Below are 22,886 nucleotides of genomic sequence, written 5' to 3'. Positions count from 1 at the left end.
GCCGTGCTGGACGTTGTTAAGCTCAGTATTCGCCCGGGCGGGTGGGCCGGTTGTCCCGCCCTGGCGCCGGCGCGAACCTGCGCCCGCTCACACCTGACCCTGGGCGCGGCTGTTATGCTGCTGTGCTTGAGGCGAGGCCCCCACGGGTGGCCCGCGCGTGCAGGTGCAGTGATGCAGGTGAGGGGCCGCCACAGCGTCCCGAAAAGGGGTGAAGTGACGTGACGGCAGCCGAACAGATTCAGGATCAGGTGTTTCCCGCGCCCATCAAGACCGTGGAGGCGGGCAGCGCCGCCGAACGTGCGGGCGTGCGCCCCGGCGACGTGCTGCTGCGCGTGAACGGGCAGGCGGTCACGGACGTCCTCGCGTACCGCCACCTGCTCTCGCAGGGGAAGGCGACGCTGGAGATCGCCCGCCCGCAGGAGGCGCCGCGCGTCATGACCGGCGTGCCCGGCACCGCGCAGGACCACCACCGCCTCTTCCTGACGGCGGCGCCCAGCCTGGACGACACGTTCACGTTCAGCGTCGAGTGGGAGGACCCGGGCCTGGAGTTCGAGGAGGTGCTGTTCGACGGCATCAAGAAGTGCGCGAACAAGTGCGACTTCTGCTACGTGCACCAGATGCCGCGCGGCTTCCGCAAGAGTCTGTACATCATGGACGACGACTACCGTCTGAGCTTCCTGTACGGCTCGTTCGTGACCCTGACGAACCTCTCCGAAAACGACATCCGGCGGATCGAGGACGAGAACCTCTCGCCGCTGTACGTGTCGGTGCACACCGCGAACCAGGACCTGCGCCAGGACATGATGAAGTGGTGGCGCCTGAAGGTGAAGGACCCGCAGGCGGTGCAGATCCGGAGCATGATCGAGCGGCTGGAGCAGATCGACCTGTACACGCAGATCGTGCTGGTCCCCGAACGCAACGACCGCGAGAACCTCGACGAGACCGTCGAGTACCTGTCCAGCCGCCCGAACGTGATCAGCGCGGCGGTCGTGCCGATCGGCCTGACCAGCCACCGCACGAACCTCCCGGACGTGCGCGTGTTCTCCCGCGAGGAAGCGCAGGACACCCTTCGCCGCCTGAACGTGTGGCGCAGGCAGTTCCTCGCCGAGCGCGGCACCCGCTTCGTGTTCCCGTCCGACGAACTGTACCTGCTGGCCGGCGAGCCGCTCCCCACCGAGGAGGAATACGAGGGCTTCCCCATGCTGGAAAACGGCGTGGGCATGATCCGTGATTTCCTCACCGAGGGGATTCCGGACCTGCCCGACGCGCTGCCCGAACCCCGGCGTGTGATCCTGGGCACCGGCACGCTGTTCGCAGAGTCCCTGGACCGCGCCGTGGAACCCCTGCGCGCCATCAGGAACCTGACGGTCGAGGTACGCGCCGTCGAGAACAAGACCTTCGGCAAGGTCACGACCGTCGCGGGCCTCCTCACGGGCCGCTGCTTCCGGCACGCCATCAAGCCCGGCGAGGCCGACCTGCTGATCGTGCCACCCACCACCCTGCGTTACGGCACGGAACTCATGCTGGACGACGTCAGCCTGAGCGAACTGCGCGCCGAACTGCGCATGGACATCCGCGCGGGTGGGTCCACGCTGGGCGAACTGACCCGCGTGATCCTCCAGGGCGCGCAGAGCAGCGGCCCGCAGTTCGGCATGAGCGCCCACGCCGTCAAGGACACCGCCGAACCCATCTCGGTGCAGGTCGCCGAGCAGAACATGCGCGGGCAGGCCTAACACGGATTCCGTCTGTTTCGTTGACAGATCGGAACACCACCGACCTGCCAACTCCACGCCCGGAACCCGTGTTTCTCCTGCTCGCTCCGCTCGGGTTGAAAGATTTGGCAAACCTTTCAACCGGAGTCCGTATAAGCGGTCGTCACGTCCGGCCCGCCGCCTCCAGAACGGGGTGACGGGCCGGACGCGTCTGGCCGGGGGCTGCCTGGCGGGATGCCCCCGCCGGGGGAGCAGGTGCGGTGGGGGTCTGCGCTCGCTGCGTCGTATAGCACGAAAAATGGATCAGGAACCCGAAAAAATTCATACTGTCGAGAAATCTGACTAGGCAACTCGCTGAGTGGCGGATTGCTGAACGCTGAACGACCTGACACACTCCGGGCATGATCAGCGGATTCCAGAAGTTCCTCCTGCGCGGCAACCTCATCGACCTGGCGGTGGGCGTCATCATCGGCGCGGCGTTCAGCGGCGTCGTCAAGACCTTCACCGAGGGCGTCATCATGCCGATCATCGGCATCTTCGGCGGCGTCCCGAACTTCGACGCGCTGCAGTTCACGGTGAATGGCAGCATTTTCAAGTACGGCCAGTTCCTCACTGCGCTCGTCAGCTTCCTGATCACCGCGACCGTCATCTACTTCTTCGTGATCACGCCCTTCAACCGCCTGATGGAACGCTTCAAGCGCGAGGAGAAACCCGCCGTCGCCGAACCCAGCAACGAGGAAAAACTGCTTGCCGAGATCCGCGACGAACTGCGCCGCCGCCCCTGAGCAGCGCTCCAGCGACGTCCCCCGGTGCCCATCGGCCCGGGGGACGTTCCCGCTGTTCAGCGCCGTGGGATCACCGCAGGAGATCCAGGGTCGCGCCGTACAGCCCAATAAAGGCGTCCTCCTGCAGGGGCCCCGGGGCGTTCCAGGTGGCACTCACGCAGTACGTACGGCCAGTCAGGGTGGTGACCTGCGTGGTCAGGTTCAGCACACCGGGCTCACTGCCGCCCTTGTAGCTCACGCTGCGGAAGCGAGCCGGGTCGGCCACGCCGGGGTTCAGCTGCGTCTCCTTCAGGGCCGCGACCTCGTTCATCAGGCGGCACAGCGTGGCCGGTGTAGCGAACCACTCCACGTCCCGCGCCAGAGTCCCGCCACCTGCGAAGTCGGCGGCGGCGGGCAGCGGCGCCATGCGGGCGCGGTCCAGCACCGCGCGGCGCGCGGGCACGTTCAGGACGGCGGCGCGGTACCCGGCGAGCAGCGCGGCGTTCGCGGGATTCTTCAGGGCGAAGGCCTCACGGGTGCTCGGGAAGGGCCGCTGGCCGAAGCGGGCCTCCACGCCCGCGCGGCCCACCACGCCCAGCAGCAGGTCGGTGGCGGTGTTGTCACTCTGCGCGATCATCCGCGCCGCCAGGTCCCGCAGCGTGTAGCGGCTGCCGGTGGGGGCGTCCTGCAGGGTGCCGCTGGGCAGGCTGCGGTCTGCGTCGGTGAGGGTCACCTCGTCCGTCCACTGTTTCTGCCCGGCGCTCACCTGTGCTTGCAGTTCGGCCAGGATCGCCAGCTTGAACGTGGACCCGACCGCCAGGGGCCGCGTGACGTTCAGCGCGGCGGCGGGCGTGCGCGCACCGACCTCCTGCACGAGCAGGCTGACCTGACCGGGCAGCGCCGCGAAGGCCGCGCGGGCCTCGTCCAGCGACGTGAAGACCGGCGGGGGCGGCGTGAGGAGCAGTCCCGTCACGCGGCCCTGGTCGTCCAGCGAGAACTGTGTCACGTTCAGCTGCCCCCGCTCGAAGATCAGGGCCGCCATCTGCGCGCCGATCTGCACGTCCTTCAGGGCGCCGAACTGCGCCGTGACGTCCGCCAGCAGGGCGCGCAGCTGCGCTTCCGGCACGGCCGCCAGGAAGGACGGGGCGAACAGCGAGACGTCGAACGGCCCGCTGAAGATGCGGGTCAGCACCTCGCGCGGCGAACCCACCCCGGGAGCCTGGGCCGTCGCCAGAAGCGGCGTGAAGCGCAGGCCCGTGAAGCGCCCCTGGTCGTCCAGCGCCGCCAGCACGTTCAGGTCACCGCGCTCGAACACCGCCACGAGCAGGTCCCCGCGCGCCTCGGTCCGCACGAACGCGCCCAGCTGGGCGGTCAGGCCGTCCAGCGCCGCCTGGAGGCCGTCGGCGGGCAGGGCCGCCAGGAAGGACGGCGCCAGCCACGCCGACTGCACCGGCCCGCTGAACAGGCGCGTCACGGCGGCCGCCGGGTTGGATGGCGTCTGGGTGGGCGTCTGGGCCTGCGCGGGCAGGGCGGCGGTCAGGACGATCAGGGCAGCGGTGAGGGGGCGCATGTCAGGCACTACGCCAGTGGGCGGGTGCGGGTTCCGGGGGTGGCGACTCTATACTTCTGGGCATGATTGACGCGGCCCAGATCGACCACCTCGCGCAGCTCGCGCGGCTGCACCTGACCCCGGAGGAACGCGCGGCCATGCAGGCCGACCTCACCCGCGTGCTCGGCTACTTCGAACAGCTCAGCGAGGTGAACACCGACGGCGTGCAGGAGATGCAGCGCCCCGTGAACCTCGTGAACGTCCTGCGCGACGACGTCGCGGGCGACGTGTTCCCCGTGGCGACCGTCACCGCGCTGGCGCCCGAGAGCATGCCCGACGGGCACATCCGCGTCCCCCGTACCGTGGAGACCGACTGATGACGGGCAAGACGCTCAGGGGCGGCCCCTCGCTTGACTTGATGGTCACCGACCGTCTCTGGAGGCTGTGATGCTCGACCTCAAATTCATCCGCGAGAACGCCGGAGCCGTGAAGCACGCCGTGGACGTCAAGGGCGTGAACCTCGACATCGACGAGCTGCTGCGCCTCGACCGCGAACTGGTGGACCTCAAGCAGCGCGTGGAGGCCATGCAGGCCGAACGCAACGCCAACGCGAAACTGGTGCCCAGGGCGACGCCCGAGGAGCGCCCCACCCTGATCCAGCGCGGCAAGGACCTCGCCGAGGAGATCAAGGCGCTCGACCCGGCCCTGCGTGCCCACGAGGACAACCTCAGGCAGCTGCTGCTGCGCGTGCCGAACATCCCGCACGCCTCGGTGCCGGTCGGCAAGGACGACAATGACAACGTCGAGCTGCGCCGCGAGGGACAGCTCCCCGCGTTCGAGTTCACGCCGCGCGATCAGGTGGACCTGCTCGAAGGTCAGGGCTGGAGCGACTTCGAGCGGGTGGCGCGCGTGTCCGGGAGCCGCAGCTACCTCCTGAAGGGCGAGGGCGCGCTGCTGGAGATGGCCGTGCAGATGTTCGCCATGAGCTTCCTGGCGGGGCGGGGCTTCACGCCGCTGAGCACGACCGCGCTCGTGCGCCCCGAGACGCTCGTGAACTCCGGGCACTTCCCCGGCGACGAGGAGAGCGTGTACAAGCTCGAGGGCGACGAGCTGATGCTGGCCGGGACCGCCGAGGTGCCCGTGAACAGCCTGTACGCCGGGGAGCAGCTGAACGCCGAGGAGCTGCCGATGGCGTTCTCCGCGATCAGCGGCGCGTTCCGCCGCGAGGCCGGGAGCGCCGGGCGGGACGTGCGCGGCCTGATCCGCGTGCACGAGTTCCGCAAGGTCGAGCAGTACGTCATCTGCCGCGCCGACGAGCAGGAGGGCCTGAAGTGGTTCGAGACCCTGCTCGGCAACGCCGAGGCGATCCTGCAGGCGCTGGAACTCCCGTACCGGGTCGTGCAGAACTGCACGGGCGACATGGGCGCGGGCAAGGTGCTGATGTACGACATCGAGACCTGGGTGCCCAGCGAGCAGAAGTACCGCGAGACGCACTCCTGCTCGTACCTGGGCGACTGGCAGGCGCGCCGCACCGGCCTGCGCTACCGCGACGAGACCGGCAAGCTGGTGTACGCGCATACCCTGAACAACACCGGGATCGCCACGCCGCGCATTCTCGTGCCGCTGCTGGAAAACCACCAGCGGGCCGACGGGACCATCCACGTGCCGGGGGCGCTGCGCCCGTACCTGGGCGGGAAGGCCGTCCTGGGTCAGCCCATCCGCTGACTTCAGGACCGGGGGAGAGGGGGGCCGCGCTGACCTGCGGCCCCCCTCCTCATGCGTGCCCGCTACCCTGTCAGGATGAAGGCTGCCGGTCTGAACCTCCTGCGCGCCGCCCTGCTGCCGCTGCTCCTGCTCACGCCCGCGCAGGCCGGGGGCGCGGCGCAGCCCGCCTGGATCGGCCGCGCGGTGGACGTACCCGCCACGCCGCTGTGCCGGGCGCTGCGCTGCACCCTCCAGACCGTCCGCGAGAACACCCCGGACACCATGGGCTGGCATGACGGCCAGCAGCGCACCTACCGCACCGCGAGCGGCTGGCGGCTGGAGGTGGACGTCCGCCCCGGCGGCCACGTCAGCGGCGCGCGCCTGCTGCGCCCCGGCGCCCCACGCGGCACGCGCCTGACCGCCGCGCAGACCCGCGAGGCCGCCGCGTTCCTGAGCGCCCTGACCGGACGGAGCTTCCGACCACAGGCCGTGCAGGACTGCGTCACCGCCGGGCTGGCCGCGCAGGACCGGGACTTCGACGCCTACGGGCCCGCCGAGCCCCTGAGCCGCTGGAGCACGCCCGCCGGGTGGCCGTTCCGGGCCCGCTGCGGCGTGGCGGGCGCGGGCGCGCTGGGCGTGTGGGCCGGGTGGATGCAGGGCTGATCCGGATTCCGTCTGTTTCGTTCACACCCCGGAAGGACACCGGGTTGCCAACTCCACGCCCGGAGGGGCGTTTCTCTTCTGCTCGCTCTGCTTCGCAGCTCTCCGAGTCCGCTCGGGTTGAACGTTGTTGCAACCCGTTCAACCGGAGTGCGTATGACCGCGCCGGGCCGCGCGGCGTACACTGCCCGCATGACCAAACCGCTGCTGGACCCGGCCGCCCTGGCCCCCATGGGCGCCACGCCCGAGGACGTCCGCGCCCGTCTGGACCGCGAACTCGACCTGTTCCACGCGCACCTGCGCACCCGCGCAGATGACTGGACCCGCACCCAGCCGGGCCGCGACTGGAGCCCCGCGCAGGAGGCCGAGCACGTCCTGAAGATCAACGACTCCATCGCGCGCGGCGTGGGCCTGCTGCTGTCCGAACGGGAACTGCGCCCCATGCCGCAGACGCCCGGTGAACTCACGCCCGACGGCCGCCGCGTCGCCCCGCCCCACACCCAGCCCAGCGCTGCGGGCCTCGCGTGGGACGACCTGGACGCCACCTGGACGCACAGCCGCGCGGGCCTGAGCACCGTCACGGGCGCGCTGCGCGCCACGCCGGGCCGGACCCTCTGGCACCCGTTCTTCGGTGAACTCGACGCGCTCGACTGGACGCGCATGGTCGCCGCGCACCTGTACCAGCACCGCAAGGCCCTGGAACGGAGCGCTCAGCCGTGACGGCCCCGACCTCCCGCACGGACAAGGGCACGCGCGGGTTCGACATCGACCTGCACGTCACCTTCACCCGCCCGCTGCCCGAAGCGCAGGCCCGCGCGGCGCTGCTGGCCCTGCCGGGCTTCACGGTGGACCTGTACCGCCCGCACCCCAACCCCACCGGCCAGACCTCCACCGGACAGACCCCCACCCAGACGCCGGAGGAGGCGCCGGGCGTGCCCTCCGCGCGCCTGACCGGCCCCCTGACCGACCCGGACGCCGTCCGCGCCGGACTCGCCGCGCTGCTGGGCGGCGACGCCCGTTACGTCGAGGTCGGCCTGCGCGGCTTCCTGCGCAGCGCCCAGGGGCAGACCGAATGGATGCCCTGGCGAAAAAACGTCGTCCTGCCGCGCGCCGACGTCGCCCGCGTCACCTTCGAGGAGAGCATCCGCTTCGTGCTGGAGTAGCGTGCTGCCGGACGGGCACGGGTCAGGCCAGCAGTGCGCCCAGCGCCGCGCAGGCGGGCACGACCACCCACGCGGGCACCCGCCCCGCTGTCAGCGCCGCGTACGCCAGCAGCACGCCCGCCAGATCGGCCGGGCCGCGCACCGCGCCCGTGAACACCGGCGTGTACAGCGCCGCCAGCAGCAGGCCCACCACGCCCGCGTTCACGCCCGCCAGCGCGGCCCGCGCGCCTGCGCGGCCACTCAGCGCGGACCAGAACGGCAGCGCGCCCAGCATCAGCAGCGCGCCTGGCAGGAAGATCCCCAGCGTGCCCAGCAGCGCTCCCAGGCCCGCCCCCAGCCCCAGGGCAGGCGCGGCGGCGGCCCCCAGGTACGACGCGAAGGTGAACAGCGGCCCCGGCATGGCGTTCGCCGCGCCGTACCCCGCCACGAACACCCCCTCTGGCAGCAGGCCCGGTACGAACGCGGGTTCCAGCAGCGGCAGCACCACGTGCCCCCCGCCGAACACCAGCGCGCCCGCCCGGAACGTCGCCCACAGCAACTCCCACCCGCCCCCCAGCGCCGACAGCGCCGCGAAGGTGGCCGCCAGCACCGCGGCCAGCGCCAGCAGCGTCCCACCCACTCGGCGGGACACCGGCACGCGCAGCGCCCCCGCCCCGGACGCCGCGCCGCTCGGCACTCGCCAGCCGATCAGCGCGCACAGCCCCAGCACGCCCAGCGTCCCCCAGCCACCCGCGCCCGGCCACCACGCAGGCAGGACCAGCAGCGCCGCCGCCGCGCCCAGCGCCAGTCCCGCCCGCACCCGGTCCGTCACCAGCGCGCCCCACATGCCCGCCACCGCCTGCGCGACGACCGCCACGGCCGCCAGTTTCACGCCCTGCACCCACCCCGCCCCGTCCGCCGCGCCGCCCGCCAGCGTGCCGCCCAGCAGCGCCATGAGCAGCGCGCTGGGCAGTGTGAAGCCCAGCCACGCCGCGCCAGCCCCCACCCACCCCGCCCGGTGCAGGCCCACCGCCAGCCCCACCTGCGAACTGCTCGGCCCCGGCAGGAAGTTTGCCACCGCCACCAGCTCCGCGTACTCCGCGTCACCCAGCCAAGCGCGGCGCTCCACGAACTCGGCCCGGAAGAAGCCCAGGTGCGCGACCGGTCCCCCGAAACTCGACAGGCCCAGCCGCAGGAACACCGTGAAGACCTCCAGAGCGCGCATGCCGAACAGCGTACCGGACGTCCTGTCAGGGCCACCTCCGGCCCCGGACCGCTCCTCACTCGGGAATGCACGAGAATGCCGGGTATGACCGCAGCCCCCACCCCCACGCCCGCCAACCGCTCCCGCGTGCCCAAGACCGTCTGGGACCTGATCTTCACGCTGGTGATCCCCATCATGATCCTCAGCCCGAACATCCTCGGCAGCGGCATCAGCGTCGCCGAGCAGGTGTTCGGGGGCGGCACCACCGGCAACGTCCGCGCGTACCTCCTGGCCGCGCTGATCCCCGTCGCGTACGTCCTGTGGGACCTCCTCGTGAACCGCAACGTCAGCCCCGTCGCCCTGATCGGCGGGGCAGGCGCGATCTTCAGCGGCGCGCTGGCCTTCTGGTACGTGGACGGCTTCTGGTACGCCATCAAGGACAGCGCCCGCTCGTACCTCGTGGGCCTGCTGTTCCTGATCAGCGCCGCCACCAGCGTCCCGCTGTTCCGCGTCTTCCTGGACGCCACCAGCATCGGCGAGAGCCCCGAACACCGCGCCGCCACCCAGACCGCCATGCGCGACCCCATCGTGAAACGCGGCCTGGTGCAGGGCACCGTCGTGTTCGCTGTGGTGGACCTGATCGGCGGCGTCGTGAACAGCGTCGTGAACTACCAGCGCGTCACCGCGAAGTTCGGTACCGACGACTTCAACGCCCAGATCGCCGCCGTGAACGCCGTCATGCGCGTCCCGGGCCTGGTCATCAGCCTCGTGGGCGTCGCGGGCGCCGTGTGGCTCCTGAACCGCGCCGTGACCGCCCGTTACGGCGCGGGCGCCAGCCTCTTCGAACCCGGCAAGCTCGCCGAGCGCCTGCGCGAACGCGGCGAAACGCCCGCCTGAATCACCCCCACGGGCCGCGCCGGGGGAGGGTGCCCCGGCGCGGCCCTTCCACGTCCGACGCCGGGGGGTGTTGACAGTTTCGGCACTCGCCTATAAAGTAAGCGAGCCCTGAAACGCGCCCGAGCGCGGGCGAGAATACCAAAGGTGTGCCGAGGTGGCGGAATTGGTAGACGCACTAGTTTCAGGGACTAGCGCCGCGAGGCGTGTGGGTTCAAGTCCCATCTTCGGCACCACACAGAAGACCCCAGCAGCAATGCCGGGGTCTTCCTGTCTTGCATGACGATCCAGCAGCGGAGGGGAGACCAGTCCGGCCTCCCCTCCGCTGCGGCGTTCCCTACCGTCGTCTGCGGCGGATGACGTCCTCGTACACGGCTTCCAGCGCGGCGGCGCGGGTGGTCAGGTCGTACTGCGCGGCGCTGGCCCGCGCCCCGGCCTGGAGCGTGGGCAGCCGGGCGGGCATCAGGGTGTCGAGCAGGCCCTCGGCGAGTGCGTCGGGCGTGGCGGTGCGGACGGTGCCGTTCACGCCCTCCTGGATCAGGTCCAGCGCGGCGGGACTCTGCGCGGCGACCAGGGGCGCGCCCGCCGCGAGGGCCTCGATCATGCTCATGGGGAGGACCTCGCTGGTGCTGGCCGTGATGAACACGTCTGCGGCCGCCAGCGCCTCGGGCACCCGCTCGTAGGGGACCGGGCCGGTGAAGGTGACGCCCTCGGGGGCCGACTGTTCCAGCGCGGCGCGGCTGGGGCCGTCCCCGACGACCAGCAGGCGCAGGTCCGGGCGGCTGGCGCGCGCGCGGTCGAAGGCGCGCAGCATCACGTCCAGGTTCTTCTCGGGGGCCAGTCGGCCCAGCGACACGACGAGCGGCGCGTCCGGCGCCACGTGGTACGCCTCGCGGAACGCCGCGCCGGTGGCGGCGCGGAACGCGGCGAGGTCCACCGGGTTCGGCATCAGGTTCACGGGGCCCTGGAAGCCGTACTCGCGCAGCATGTCCACCATCGCCCGGCCCGGCGCGAGGACGGCGTCCACGCGGCGCGCGAAGGCACTCACGTGCGGGCGCAGCACCGCGCGGCCCACCCGCCCCGGCATCGGCGCGTAGTGCAGGTACTGGTCGTACTGCGTGTGCGCCGTGTACACCACGGGCGCCCCGGACAGCCGCGCCCACTTCAGGGCCAGCTGGCCCGCCAGGAACGGGTGCATGGTGTGCAGCACGTCCAGCCCCCGCAGGGGCAGCCGCGAGGTGAGCAGCGGGCCCGGCGCGAGCATCACGGGGTAGTCCGCCGGGGCGCCCAGCGCCCGCGCGCCCGCGAACGAGGAATTCAGGCGGTACACGCCGTCCTCGCGTGGGGGCATCAGCGGGTGGCGGGGCGCGAAGATCCGCACCTCGTGCCCGCGTTCACGCAGGCCCCGCGCGAACAGCGCCGTGCTGGTCGCCACCCCGTTCCGGGACGGCAGGTAGGTCGCAGTGACAATCCCGACGCGCACCCGCGCAGTGTAGCCCCGCAGGCGTCCCCGCGCGAGCCGGCCCCGTATCCTGTGGCCCATGCAAGAGCCGCTCATCATTCCCTGCGTGGACATCCAGTCCGGGCGCGCCGTGCGCCTGTTCGAGGGCGACCCGGACCGCGAGACCGTGTACTTCGACTCCCCCCTGGACGCCGCCCGGCACTGGGTGCGCCTGGGCGCTGGCCTCGTGCACCTCGTGGACCTGGACGCCGCCACGGGCCGCGGCGAGAACCGCGCCGTGATCGCGCAGATCACGCAGGAACTCGGCGTGCCGGTCGAGGTGGGCGGCGGCATCCGCAGCCGCGAGGCCGCCGAGGACCTGCTGCGCCTGGGCGTGGACCGCGTCGTGATCGGCACCGCCGCCGTGAAGCAGCCGGAACTCGTGCGGGCATTGATCGCCGCGCACGGCCCCGAGCGGGTGGTCGTCAGCCTGGACGCGCGCGGGCTGGAGGTCGCCACGCACGGCTGGGCGCAGGGCAGCGGCGTCATGGTCGCCGACCTGACCCCCACCCTGGCCGACGCGGGCCTGGAGACCCTGATCTTCACGGACGTCACCCGCGACGGCACGCTGCGCGGCCTGAACCGCGACCTGATGGCCCAGGTCCGCCGTCTCTGGACGAACACCCTGATCGTGGGCGGCGGCGTCGCCAACCTCGACGACGTGCGCCTGCTGCGCGAGGAACACATCGAGGGCGCCATCGTGGGCCGCGCCATCTACGAGGGCACCCTGCCGTTCCCCGCCGCGCTCGACTGATCTGCCGCACAGGGAGCGGGGCGGAGGTCGTGGGTCACCTCCGCCCCGCTCCCCGCGTCCTTACCTGCGGCGGCCGCCGGTGATGCCCAGCAGGCGCAGCACGATCACGACGGGCACGGCGAGCACGGCAGTCACGGCGTTCCACAGGGCGGCGCGGACGGTGGGGAGCATGCGGCCCTCCTCGCGGCGCGGCACCTGCCTGAGCACACGCGGCAGTTTCGGGACCGTCACGCCCAGCACGCGGCCCCGGGCGTCCTGCGCGGGGCGCCCGGCGGCGTCCTTCGCGTCGCGTTCCTGGGCGCTCTCGGTGGGGTCGATGTCCACGCCCTGCGCGGCCAGCGCTTCCTTCTTCGCGGTGTTCGCGGCGCCCCCGGCATGCGTGCCGAACTTCTGCGAGTACACCCAGGTCACTTCCGCGCCGAAGAAGAAGATCATTGCGGAGTAGTAGATCCACAGCAGCAGCACGATCAGGGTCGCGGCCGCCCCGAAGGCGCTGCCGGGCGCCGCCTGACCCAGGTACAGGCCGATGCCCAGCTGGCCCAGCGTGAACAGCGTGGACGTGAAGAAGCCCCCCACCCACACCTCGTGCCACTGGAGTTTCACGTCGGGCAGCACCTTGTACACGCCCGCGAAGACCGGCGCGAGGAACAGCGTGGACAGCAGTGCCGTGCCCAGCCGCACGAAGAACGCGCCCGCGCCGATGGTGTCCCCCAGGGTCTGCGCGATGGCGGACAGGTACGTGTTCAGGCCCAGGAACACGATCAGCAGCAGGCCGATCACGATGATCATCAGGAACGACTTCACGCGCGTCCACAGGATGTTCACGATGCCCTGCGGCGGGGCCGGGTCGGCGCCCCACATGGAGTTCAGGGCGTCCTGCACCTGCACGAACAGGCCCGTGGCGCCCATGAACAGCGTCACGAACGCCGCGATGGTCGCCACGAGGCTCCCCTTGAGCAGGCTGTCGGGTTTGATCAGGCCGCGCAGGAACTCGGCGGTGTCGGTGCCGAGGTTCTGCGACACCAGCCCCGCCGGCCCGAACAGCTGATCCAGGACGGCCGAGTCGGTCAGGAACCGCCCGGCGACCGCCACGGCCAGCAGCAGGAGCGGCGCGATGCTGAACATGGCGTAGTAGGCGATCGCGGCGGCGAGGCGCGGGGCCTTGTCCTGCCCGAAGGCCAGGAAGGCCTCGCGCAGCAGGGTGAACAGGTCGGCAGGCTTGAGCCTCATCCCGGCAGTCTACGGACGCGCGCGGCAGGTGTCCGCATGAGCGGGATTCACGCTTTTCCCATACTGCCCCGGCCCTGCTAGCCTGCCTCTCATGCACGCCATCCCGGAAGGCTTCACGCAGACCCTGACCGTGACCGTCACCGACGACATGACCGTCGACTTCGGTGAGCTGGGCCGCCTGCACCCCGTGTACGCCACGTATTGGATGGCCAAACACTTCGAGGAGGCCGGACGCAAGATCATCCTGCCCTTCCTGGAGGACGGCGAGGGCGGCATCGGGACACAGGTGGACGTCACCCACACCGCGTCCGCGCTGCCCGGCATGACCGTCACCGTGACCGCCACCTTCGACCGGATGGAGGGGCGGCGCATCGTCGCCCGGATGCGCGCCGTGAACGAACTCGGCGACGAGATCGGCCAAGGCAGCACCACGCAGATGGTCCTGGCGCAGTCGCGCATCGACGCGGGCTTCGACACGCTGCGCGCCCGCTGGGCAGAGAAGGTCAATGGTTGATCGGTGATGGGTGATGGAGAGGTGGACGGTTCCCGCCTCTGCCCCCCTTCTGTTCACGGCCTGAACTGAGGTGCGGGCCTGCCTGGGCGGCGGCGTGCGTTTCGTGCGCGCCTTTCCTGGACCGGGTGCAGCGGGGGGCCGCTATGCTGGAGCGTCATGCCGAAATCTCTTCCCGTGTCCCGGTACTACGACGTGCAGCGCGATGAGGCCGGTCAGCGTTTCATCCGCGTGAACGTGACGGGCCTGGCCCTGCTGCAGAACCCCCTGCTGAACAAGACCACCGCCTTCACGCCCCAGGAACGGCGCGAACTGCACCTCGAGGGCCTCGTGCCGCCCCACACCAGCACCTTCGAGGAGCAGAAGGAACGCACGTACCTGCGCTACCTGAAGTGCGGCTCGGACCTGGAAAAGCACGAGTACCTGCGCGCCCTGCAGGACCGCAACGAGGTGCTGTTCTACGCGATCCTCGAAGATCACCTCGAGGAGATGCTGCCCATCATCTACACGCCCACCGTGGGCGAGGCGGTGCGGAACTACTCCAGCAACTACCGCTACCCGCGCGGGTTCACGGTCAGCACCGGCGACATCGACCGGGTGGACGACATGCTGGAGAACGTCACCGTGAACGACGTCCGCATGATCGTCGCGACCGACAGCAGCGCCATCCTCGGCATCGGCGACCAGGGCTTCGGCGGCATGGCGATCAGCATCGGGAAACTGTCGCTGTACACCGCCGCCGGGGGCGTCGGCCCCGACAAGACCCTCCCCGTGGAACTGGACGTCGGCACGAACCGCCAGGACCTCATCGACGACCCGCTGTACCTGGGTGTGCACCACCAGCGCCTCACCGGGGCGGCGTACGACGAGTTCCTGGACGCGTTCGTGGAGGCCGTGTCGCACCGCTACCCGAAGGCGATCATCCAGTGGGAGGACTTCAGCCGCGGCACCGCCTTCCGCGTGCTCGAACGCTACCGCCGGGTGGTGCCCAGCTTCAACGACGACATCCAGGGCACGGGCGCCATGGCGCTGGCGGGCCTGATGCGCGCCGCGCAGATCAAGGGCGAGCGGCTGGAGGACCAGGTGTTCGTGATCGTCGGCGCGGGCGCCGCCGGGATCGGCGTGGCCATGGCGATCCGGCAGGGCCTGATGACCTGGGGCGGCCTGAGCTTTGCTGACGCGAACGCCCGCGTGTTCGTCGTGGACCGCCACGGCCTGCTTATGCACGGTCAGCCGGACCTGGAGGAACAGCAGCTCAGCTTCGTGCGCCGCCCCGAGGACCTTCAGGGCTGGACGTACGAGGGCGAGTACCCCAGCATGCACGACGTCCTCGTGAACGCGCGCGCCACGGCGCTGCTGGGCTTCACCGGCGTGCCCGGCCTGTTCCGCCAGGAGAGCATCCAGGCAATGCTGGAGAGCACCCCGCGGCCCATCGTATTCCCGCTCAGCAACCCCAGCAGCCACGTCGAGGCCCGCCCCGCCGACGTCATCCACTGGACGCACGGCGGCGCCATCGTCGCGTCCGGCAGCCCCTTCCCCGACGTCGAGTACGACGGGCAGCGCCACCCCATCGGGCAGGGCAACAACGCGTTCATCTTCCCCGGCCTGGGCTTCGGCGCGATCGCCAGCCGCGCCCGCGAGATCACCGACACCATGGTCATGGAAGCCGCCCGCACCCTCGCCGAATTCACCGCGCAGTACGGCGAGCGCGTCTACCCGCCCATCAGCGACCTGCGCGAACTGAGCATCCAGGTGGCCGTGAACGTCGCCCTGCAATCCATACGCGACGGCGTGTGCGCCGAACGCCGCATCCGCAACATGACCAGAGACGAACTCGAACAGGTCATCCGCGACCGCGCCTGGGAACCCCGCTACCTGCCGCTGCGCAAGGGGTGATGGTTGAAAGGTGATGGGTGATGGGGGGGCTGCTCTCCGTCACCCATCAACTCTGCCTCGCGTCACCGCGCCGCTTCCCGCCTGGGCTCTAGAATGGTGAGGTGAAGCGGCGTGCGTGCAGGGTGGGGCTTGAGTTGAGCGGCGACAGGCCGCGGGGTTCAGCGTTCGAGCCGCTCCTGCGCCGCGCCGCCCGGGGGCGCGCGTGAGTGCCATCTACCAGCGGGCCCGCCCGGTCCGGTGGGAGGACGTGGTCGGGCAGGAGCACGTCAAGGACGTCCTCAAGGCCGCGCTGGAGCAGGGCCGCGTCGGGCACGCGTACCTGTTCAGCGGGCCGCGCGGGGTGGGGAAGACCACCACCGCCCGATTGATCGCCATGACCGCCAACTGCACCGGCCCGACGCCGAAACCCTGCGGCGAGTGCGAGTCGTGCCTGAGCGTCCGCGCCGGATCGCACCCGGACGTCATGGAGATCGACGCGGCCAGCAACAACAGCGTCGACGACGTCCGCGACCTGCGCGAGAAGGTCGGCCTGGCCGCCATGCGCGGCGGGAAGAAGATCTACATCCTGGACGAGGCGCACATGATGAGCCGCGCCGCGTTCAACGCGCTCCTCAAGACGCTGGAGGAACCACCCGGTCACGTCATCTTCATCCTGGCGACCACCGAACCGGAGAAGATCATCCCCACGATCCTCTCGCGCTGCCAGCATTACCGCTTCCGCCGCCTGACCCCGGAGGAGATCGCCGGGAAGCTCGCCGGACTCGCCCAGCGCGAGGGCGTGCGCGCCGAGGGCGACGCGCTGCAACTCATTGGGCGACTGGCCGACGGCGCCATGCGCGACGGCGAGAGCCTGCTGGAACGCATGCTGGCCGCTGGCACGGCCGTGACCCGCGCGGGTGTGGAGGAGGCGCTGGGTCTCCCGCCCGGCGAGCGCGTGCGCGGCATCGCCGCCGCCCTGGTGAGCGGGGACGCGGGCGCGGCCCTGAGTGGTGCGGGGCACCTGTACCGCGACGGCTTCGCGGCCCGCACGGTCGTCGAGGGCCTTGTCGCGGCGCTGGGCGCGGCCCTGCACGCCGAACTGGGCCTGAACCCCGACGGTCGCCTGGACGGCGCGGACATTCCCCGCCTGCTGAAACTCCAGGCGGCCCTCGACGAACAGGAATCCCGCTTCGCCCGCGCGGCCGACCAGCAGAGCCTCGAACTGGCCCTCACGCACGCCCTGCTGGCCGCCGATACCGTGACCGGCGGCAGCGCCCCGGCCAGCGCGGGCGCGGGGGCCGCTATGCCTGCCGACCTCGCGCAGCGCCTGAACCGCCTGGAGAAGGAACTCGCCACGCTGCGCGCCAACCCGCCCGCCGCGCCGTCCGGCCCGGTGGGAGAGGCCCGCCGCGCGCCCGCCCCCGCGCCCGGCGGTGCAGGCCTCGGCCCGCGCGCTGCCAGCCCCGACCCCGCCCAGCCCGTCCCCGCCCCGACGGGGGGCAGCTGGGCGGACGTGACCCGGCAGGCCAGCATGCAGCTGCGCGCGTTCCTGAAACCCGCCCGGCAGCACGCCGAACCCGGCTACGTCAGCCTCGGGTACGACGACCGCAACGCCTTCCACGCCAAACAGGTCGCCGCGAAATTCGACGACATCGCCAAGATCGTTCTGAGCGTGTTCGGCCCGGTCACCTTCGAACTGATCGCGCCGGAAGGCAGCCGCCGCGTGAACCTCGGCGGGGGGCAATCCGGTGGGGGACAGGCAGGCAGCGCGCCAGCCCCCACGCCCGACCCCACCCCACCCGCCCCAGCCCCGGCCCGCGCCGCGCCTCCCATGCGCGAGCCTGCGCCGGACCATGGAGCCGCGCCGGACGTCGCGCCGTTCGACCCGACCCGCAGCGCCCCCCGCCGCCCCGCGGGCACGCGCAGCCCGGACTTCGCGCCCATCGACCCGCCGCAGGCCCAGGCCAGCCAGGCGCAACCCACCCAGGTCCAGCCCATGCAGGCGCCACAGCCGCAGGCCACCCCGCCGACCCAGCCCGCGCAGACCCAGGCCGCCCCGCCCCCACGCGCCAGCGTCGCCACGCTCCCCCCACCCCTCCCCGAACGGCGCGTGCCCCCCGCCAGCCCGGACGACGCCGCGCCCGCCCCGCTGGCCGACCTCGACCCCGGACGCTGGGACGACACGCCCGCCGCGCAGCCCGCCAGCACCCCCCGTGACGCCGGGCCGCCCCCGCGCAGCGAACGGAACCTCTACCTGGGTGAAGTCATCACCGAGGAACCCGACTGGAACGCCTTCGGCGGCCCCGACCTGCTGGGCGACCTGCCGCCCGAGGAGGACATGCCCTTCGCGGACCTCAGCGTCCCCCGCCCCGCCCCGAAACCCACCCCGGCCCCCGCACCCGCCCCGCAGGACGCGAAAGCCCCCCCGCAGGACGCCCGGGCGACCCCCGGACGGCCCGGCGACATCCGCGCGCACCCCGTCTACGAGGACATCCGCACCCGCTTCAGCGGCCGCGTGCGCGAGATCGGCAAGAACCGCAACGCCCCACCCGCCCCCGACACCCTGGGCGCCGACCTTCCCGAAGAGGACGACGAGTAAACGGAACAGCAGCCCCCAGCGTTGGCCGGGGGCTGCTGCCGTTCACAGATCCGCGCGGGTCAGCCGCACGTGCCAGAGCTTCGCGTCCTGCAACGTGGGCAGCTCCGGCGTGTGGCCCAGCACCACCGCGTCGAACGCGGCGCGCATCTGCCGGGCGCACACGTCCGGCGCTATGCGGCCAATCGCGGTGCCCAGCCCCGGACACGCCACCCGCCGGATGGGCGGCCCAACCGACGCGTTGTGCGCCTGCACTGCCAGCAGCGCCGCCCGGAACGCCAGGAACGCATTCGGCGTGCCGGACACGTCTGCCGGGACGCGCATGGTCGGCGCGCAGATCAGGTGCGGCCACACCGCGTCCAGCGTCGGCACGATAAGCGCCTGCCCGACCAGCAACTCCCCGTGATAGTCCCGGCGGATGCGCTCCTGCACGCGCGCCTGCAGGTCCCACCCGAACTGCTCACTGAACGCCAGATCGATCCCGCCGTCCATGAACCCGAAACTGTTCGCGGGGCTGACCAGCGCGTCCGCCTCATCCTGAAAAATGTCCCCCGGCTGCACGCGCACCTGCTCCACACCCGCGAAATGCGCTCCCCAGGCCTCCACGACCGCCGGGTGGCGATCCCGGAGGTCGAAGCGGACGCCTGTGAGATTCATGGCTTAGCCGCGCCCCCGGATCGTGTCCAGCGTGTCGCGGACGAGCAGTTCGCCGTCCTTGTACACGGTGCGCATGAGGCTGCCGGGGAAGTCGGTGTCGAAGGTCTTGTATGCCCTTGTGACCATGCGGCCGCCTTCCTGCACGAGGTCGAGGACGCCGTCTTTGCTGCGTTTGCCGGGGTCGGTGACGGGGTCCTTGTAGATGCCGCGGTACGCGCCGTCGATCTGGCCGGCGCTGGCCTTGTACGCGAAGCGCTGGGTGTCGCGGTCGACTTTCTGCAGGAGGGCACCGCCCATGCCGAAGCTCACGTTTTCGGCGCTGTAGCCGTCCACGTCGAGGTTCCCGAGAATCTGGCGGATGGTCTGTTCGTCGATACCGTCGCCCTGGATGACGCGGACGTGGTTCAGGACCTTGTAGCCTTTGCTGTTGGTGGTGGTGCCGTACTTGGCGGCCAGGGCGTTCACGGCGAGGCGGACCATGGCGGGTGGTTCGCCGCTGTCGGGCCGGACGACCAGGGTGCCGCCCGAGGCGATGACGTCGGCCTTGAGTTCTTCGCCCCAGAGGGTGTTGATGGCGTTCTTGAGGTCGTAGCTGTCGCTGACGACGGCGTAGATGCTGCCGGGGCGGCTGAACTGCGTGATCATGTTGCGGTACGCGTCGACCTCGTGTTCCTTGCCCCAGCTGGTGATGGTGCTGTGTTCGGCGGCGGGGATGGAAAACGCGGCGATGTCGGCGCCGTAGTGGTTCCGGGCGACCCGCAGGGCCTCCAGCGTGTCGCTGCCCTGGAAGTTGATGAGGTGCGCGAGGCCACCGATGCCTGCGCTCTCGCGGCTGCTGACGCCCCTGGACCCGAAGTCGTGCAGTTTGAACGGGAGTTCCTCCGCCGGGCGGTCGCTGGTCTTTTCGAGGGCGGCGCGGATGATCTCGCGGATGTGCCAGCTCTGCGTGGCGACGGTGGTGGGGTACCAGACGCGCATCAGCATCGTCTCGAACCAGCCGACCAGCCAGGGGAGTTCCGGGTCGGTGTTCGTGCAGCTCAGGAGGACGTTGTGGATGGGCACCAGCGTGCCTTCCGGGACGGCACGGATGTGCAGGGGCAGGCGGCCACCGTGGACGTTCACGACGCGCATCCAGCCGTCGTAGGGGAAGGGCTCGCCGTGCGCCTCGATCAGTGCGCGGGCCTCCTCGACCATCTCGGCGGTGACGCGGGTGGTCAGGTAGCGGTCGAGGATGTACTGCAGGCCGAAGAAGCGCGTCTGGGGGTACTTGCCGCCGCGACTTTCCAGGTAGCTGAAGAGGCGGGTGGTGCCACTGGGGTACTGGAGGAAGTGGCTGCTCTTGTAGGAGTCGGTGTCGAGGATGATGTTGCGGTCGTTCAGCGGAGTGGTCATGGGGTACCTCCTATGGTGCAACCTCTTGCTTTGCTCATAATCCAGAAATCCATTATGAAAACTATGAGTAAGGGGATGCGTGAGGTTCAGGCAGTCGTGACCTCGCGCCAGATCGCCGGGTGCTTCAGCCGGGGAACCTGTCCCAGACGACCTTCGCGCGCGTCTGCACAGCGGTGGGGAAGAGGTGCGAAGTCCTTCACGCCACCCTGCTGACCGTGCGTTTATCATTCCTTCATGCCCGCGCGCCGCTCCGCGACCGTCCTGCTCCTCACGGCCCTCCTGACCGCCTGCGGCTCGGGTTCCGGCGGCAGCGGCACCACCCCCGCCCCCACGCCGACGCCCACCCCCACGCCCAGCCCGACCCCCACGCTTTCCAGCGTGAAATGGAGCGACCCCGCTACCTGGGGCGGCACGCTGCCCGCCGCCGGGCAGAAGGTCACCCTCCCCGCCGGGAAACGCGTGCTGCTGGACACCACCCCGCCCGACCTGGGCGGCCTGACCGTCCCCACCGGCAGCGCCCTGGAGTTCGAGGACAGTGCCGACCGCACCCTGCGCGCCGAGTGGATCATGGTGCACGGCGAACTCCGCGTGGGCAGCGAGGCGAAACCCTTCACGCACCACGCCGAGATCCTCCTGACGAACACGGTCCCCAGCGAGGACGTGATGGGTATGGGCGACCGCGTGCTGGGCGTCATGGACGGCACCCTGGAACTCCACGGTCAACCCCGCCTCGCCTGGACGCGCCTGAACGCCACCGCCCGCCGGGGCAGCAGCACCTTGACCCTGGACCGCGCGCCCGACTGGCAGCCCGGCGACAGCCTCACGCTGACCAGCACGGACTTTGGCGCGAATCAGACCGAGCAGGTCACCGTGCAGCGCGTCAGCGGCACGGCCGTCACCCTGGCCGCGCCGCTGAAATACACGCACTGGGGCGACCCGATCACCGTCGCGGGTCTGAGCGTGAACGAACGCGCCGAGGTGGGCCTCCTGACCCGCAACGTCGTCGTGGCCGCCACGGACGACGCCGCGCAGACCGGCGTGGGCGCGCACGTCATGATCATGGGCACCAGCACCGCCCGCATCGAGGGCACGGAATTCACTCGCGTGGGGCAGCTGAACACCCTGCGCCGCTACCCCGTGCACTTCCACCAGCTGGGCAGCGACCCCGCCTCGTACCTGCGGGGCAGCAGCGTCCACGAGTCGTACAACCGCTGCGTCGTCGTACACGGCACCCGTGACCTGCGCGTGCAGGACAACGTCACCTTCGACAACATCGGCCACTGCCTCTTCCTGGAAGACGGCGACGAGACCGGCAACACCCTCAGCGGAAACCTCGTCACGCGCGTCAAGGCGCCCGACGCCAAGCAGGGGCAGACGCCGCTGCTCGACAGCGACAAACGCCCCGCCGCGTACTGGATCACCCACCCCGCCAACACCGTCAGGAACAACGTGGCCGCCGGGGTGGACGGCACCGGCTTCTGGCTCGCATTCCCCGAACACCCCACCGGCCTCGCCGCCACGAAGACCGACCTCTGGCCCCGCCGCACCCCGCTGGGCGACTTCAGCGGCAACGTCGCCCACAGCACCGACCGCGGCCTGAACCTCGACAACGGCCCGAAAGCGGACGGCACCACCGAGGTCACCTATTACGCGCCCGTCACCACGCCCAGCGACCCCAGGAGCGCGCCCGTCACCGCCACCCTGGACACCTTCACCGCGTACAAGAACCGCGACCACGGCGTGTGGCTGCGCGGGAAGGGCCACGTCCTGCTGAACGCCACCCTCGCCGACAACGGCGTCGGCGCGACCTTCGCCAGCGACGACAGCACCCTCCGGGGCGGCATCCTGATCGGCGAGACGCCCAACCTCGGCCAGCCCGAAAGCTGGGAACCCACCGGCACCGGCGGCCGCGCCCTCCCACGCCCCTGGGACCCCAGCTTCCCCATCCGTGGCTACCAGTTCTACGACGGGCACGTCACCATCGACGGCGCCACCCTCGCCGGATTCACACCCGACGCCACCCGGCAGGCCAGCGGCCTCGGGTACCTCACGAAGAACGCCTTCAGCCTCGTCCCCACCAACAACGCCCTGAACCTCCGCTGGGCCGACGCCAGCCCCCGCGTGTACTTCCCGGCCGCGCAACCCGACAAGGACGGCGACAAGGCCGCCACGTTCCTCGACACCGACGGCACCGTCACCGGCACGGCCGGACTGACCGTCACCGCCAGCCCCCTCCTGAAAGGCGCGCCCGACTGCACCCCCAACGCCGACTGGAACGCCAGCACCTGCCCCGGCACGTACACCCGCCTGTGGCTCCAGGACGTTCGCGGCGGCAAGCTCGCCCCCATCACCGTGACCGGCCCGCACGGTACCGTCAGCCTCACCGGCACGCCGGGCACCTTCACCAGTTTCAGCACCAGCGCCCGCCTGAACCAGACCTACACCCTGACCCCCAGCGCCGCCAGCCCCCACCTGCGCCTCGGCCTCCAGAACCGCCAGCCCGGCGACACCCTGACCGTCACCCTGCCCGCCGCCACGGAGCCCCGCATCTACCGCGACTGGTGGATCGACAACCGCAACCTCCTGAAGAAAGTCACCCCCGCCGCCCTGCCGGGCACCACCGGCGACAGCTACACCTACGAGAACGGCCAGCTCACCCTGAAACTCGTCGTGCAGGCCAGCCGGGACTACGCCCAGGTGGAGATCTGCACCACCGACCTGTGCAAGTAAAGAGGAGGGGA

Annotated in this window: 19 protein-coding genes and 1 tRNA gene; 14 read left to right on the top strand and 6 right to left on the bottom strand. The window is 71.0% G+C overall.

The window, feature by feature from the left end:
- Positions 1-218: 218 nt before the first annotated feature.
- Together DEIGR_RS13815 and mscL are read left to right on the top strand one after the other, a co-directional pair.
- Positions 219-1,733, top strand: a complete 1,515-nt coding sequence (locus tag DEIGR_RS13815) for a DUF512 domain-containing protein (RefSeq protein ID WP_058978141.1) — start codon at positions 219-221, stop codon at positions 1,731-1,733.
- Positions 1,734-2,113: 380 nt separating this feature from the next.
- The gene (gene mscL, locus DEIGR_RS13810) at positions 2,114-2,497 is read left to right on the top strand and encodes a large conductance mechanosensitive channel protein MscL (RefSeq protein ID WP_058978140.1); all 384 of its coding nucleotides are present in this window, start codon (positions 2,114-2,116) and stop codon (positions 2,495-2,497) included.
- Positions 2,498-2,567: 70 nt separating this feature from the next.
- On the opposite strand, the gene DEIGR_RS13805 is transcribed toward mscL, so the two are convergent.
- On the bottom strand, positions 2,568-4,046 hold the full coding sequence (locus DEIGR_RS13805) for a serine hydrolase (RefSeq protein ID WP_058978138.1): 1,479 nt from the start codon (positions 4,044-4,046) through the stop codon (positions 2,568-2,570).
- Positions 4,047-4,108: 62 nt separating this feature from the next.
- On the opposite strand from DEIGR_RS13805, the gene gatC reads away from it, so the two are divergent.
- The 5 genes from gatC (at position 4,109) to DEIGR_RS13780 (ending at position 7,552) form a co-directional block, all read left to right on the top strand.
- Positions 4,109-4,402: an Asp-tRNA(Asn)/Glu-tRNA(Gln) amidotransferase subunit GatC gene (gatC, locus tag DEIGR_RS13800; RefSeq protein ID WP_058978136.1), complete on the top strand. Its 294-nt coding sequence runs from the start codon at positions 4,109-4,111 to the stop codon at positions 4,400-4,402.
- A 70-nt stretch (positions 4,403-4,472) separates the two neighbouring features.
- Positions 4,473-5,750 (top strand): serine--tRNA ligase, encoded by a 1,278-nt coding sequence (serS, locus tag DEIGR_RS13795; protein WP_058978134.1) that lies wholly within the window; start codon positions 4,473-4,475, stop codon positions 5,748-5,750.
- Between the two features lie 75 nt (positions 5,751-5,825).
- Entirely contained in the window at positions 5,826-6,392 is a 567-nt protein-coding gene (locus tag DEIGR_RS13790) for a hypothetical protein (RefSeq protein ID WP_058978132.1), read from the top strand.
- Positions 6,393-6,581: 189 nt separating this feature from the next.
- Positions 6,582-7,109 carry a DinB family protein gene (locus DEIGR_RS13785; protein ID WP_058978130.1) on the top strand — a complete coding sequence of 176 codons (528 nt, stop codon included), beginning with the start codon at positions 6,582-6,584 and terminating at the stop codon, positions 7,107-7,109.
- The gene (locus DEIGR_RS13780) at positions 7,106-7,552 is read left to right on the top strand and encodes a hypothetical protein (protein WP_058978128.1); all 447 of its coding nucleotides are present in this window, start codon (positions 7,106-7,108) and stop codon (positions 7,550-7,552) included. Before DEIGR_RS13785 ends, DEIGR_RS13780 begins: the two co-directional genes overlap by 4 nt.
- Positions 7,553-7,574: 22 nt before the next feature.
- Here DEIGR_RS13780 and chrA read toward each other — a convergent pair whose 3' ends face one another.
- Positions 7,575-8,756, bottom strand: coding sequence for a chromate efflux transporter (chrA, locus tag DEIGR_RS13775; protein ID WP_083524068.1), 1,182 nt, complete (start codon positions 8,754-8,756; stop codon positions 7,575-7,577).
- A gap of 84 nt (positions 8,757-8,840) precedes the next feature.
- Between chrA and DEIGR_RS13770 the strand changes: the two genes are divergently transcribed.
- Positions 8,841-9,632: a VC0807 family protein gene (locus DEIGR_RS13770; protein ID WP_153013750.1), complete on the top strand. Its 792-nt coding sequence runs from the start codon at positions 8,841-8,843 to the stop codon at positions 9,630-9,632.
- 148 nt (positions 9,633-9,780) lie between these two features.
- Positions 9,781-9,865 (top strand) — tRNA-Leu (locus DEIGR_RS13765).
- A 101-nt stretch (positions 9,866-9,966) separates the two neighbouring features.
- Here DEIGR_RS13765 and DEIGR_RS13760 read toward each other — a convergent pair.
- On the bottom strand, positions 9,967-11,112 hold the full coding sequence (locus DEIGR_RS13760; RefSeq protein WP_058978124.1) for a glycosyltransferase family 4 protein: 1,146 nt from the start codon (positions 11,110-11,112) through the stop codon (positions 9,967-9,969).
- Between the two features lie 58 nt (positions 11,113-11,170).
- On the opposite strand from DEIGR_RS13760, the gene hisA reads away from it, so the two are divergent.
- On the top strand, positions 11,171-11,884 hold the full coding sequence (gene hisA, locus DEIGR_RS13755; RefSeq protein WP_058978122.1) for a 1-(5-phosphoribosyl)-5-[(5-phosphoribosylamino)methylideneamino]imidazole-4-carboxamide isomerase: 714 nt from the start codon (positions 11,171-11,173) through the stop codon (positions 11,882-11,884).
- A gap of 60 nt (positions 11,885-11,944) precedes the next feature.
- On the opposite strand, the gene DEIGR_RS13750 is transcribed toward hisA, so the two are convergent.
- Positions 11,945-13,114 carry a YihY/virulence factor BrkB family protein gene (locus DEIGR_RS13750; RefSeq protein ID WP_058978120.1) on the bottom strand — a complete coding sequence of 390 codons (1,170 nt, stop codon included), beginning with the start codon at positions 13,112-13,114 and terminating at the stop codon, positions 11,945-11,947.
- Between the two features lie 91 nt (positions 13,115-13,205).
- Between DEIGR_RS13750 and DEIGR_RS13745 the strand changes: the two genes are divergently transcribed.
- The 3 genes from DEIGR_RS13745 to dnaX all read left to right on the top strand — a co-directional run bounded on the left by DEIGR_RS13745 (position 13,206) and on the right by dnaX (position 18,099).
- The gene (locus DEIGR_RS13745; protein WP_058978118.1) at positions 13,206-13,628 is read left to right on the top strand and encodes a thioesterase family protein; all 423 of its coding nucleotides are present in this window, start codon (positions 13,206-13,208) and stop codon (positions 13,626-13,628) included.
- A gap of 156 nt (positions 13,629-13,784) precedes the next feature.
- On the top strand, positions 13,785-15,521 hold the full coding sequence (locus DEIGR_RS13740; protein WP_058978116.1) for an NAD-dependent malic enzyme: 1,737 nt from the start codon (positions 13,785-13,787) through the stop codon (positions 15,519-15,521).
- 202 nt (positions 15,522-15,723) lie between these two features.
- Complete coding sequence (gene dnaX, locus DEIGR_RS13735; protein ID WP_058978114.1) at positions 15,724-18,099, top strand: DNA polymerase III subunit gamma/tau; 2,376 nt, start codon at positions 15,724-15,726, stop codon at positions 18,097-18,099.
- A gap of 42 nt (positions 18,100-18,141) precedes the next feature.
- Here the strand turns inward: dnaX and DEIGR_RS13730 are convergent, their stop codons facing one another.
- Together DEIGR_RS13730 and DEIGR_RS13725 are read right to left on the bottom strand one after the other, a co-directional pair.
- Positions 18,142-18,753: a macro domain-containing protein gene (locus tag DEIGR_RS13730; protein WP_058978112.1), complete on the bottom strand. Its 612-nt coding sequence runs from the start codon at positions 18,751-18,753 to the stop codon at positions 18,142-18,144.
- Between the two features lie 3 nt (positions 18,754-18,756).
- Positions 18,757-20,145, bottom strand: a complete 1,389-nt coding sequence (locus DEIGR_RS13725) for a nicotinate phosphoribosyltransferase (RefSeq protein ID WP_058978110.1) — start codon at positions 20,143-20,145, stop codon at positions 18,757-18,759.
- Positions 20,146-20,379: 234 nt separating this feature from the next.
- Between DEIGR_RS13725 and DEIGR_RS13720 the strand changes: the two genes are divergently transcribed.
- The gene (locus DEIGR_RS13720) at positions 20,380-22,875 is read left to right on the top strand and encodes a G8 domain-containing protein (protein ID WP_058978108.1); all 2,496 of its coding nucleotides are present in this window, start codon (positions 20,380-20,382) and stop codon (positions 22,873-22,875) included.
- Positions 22,876-22,886: the final 11 nt, after the last annotated feature.

Origin of the sequence: Deinococcus grandis, from assembly GCF_001485435.1 — a bacterium.
Taxonomy (GTDB): domain Bacteria; phylum Deinococcota; class Deinococci; order Deinococcales; family Deinococcaceae; genus Deinococcus; species Deinococcus grandis.
This window is presented reverse-complemented; position numbering and strand designations above follow the sequence as displayed.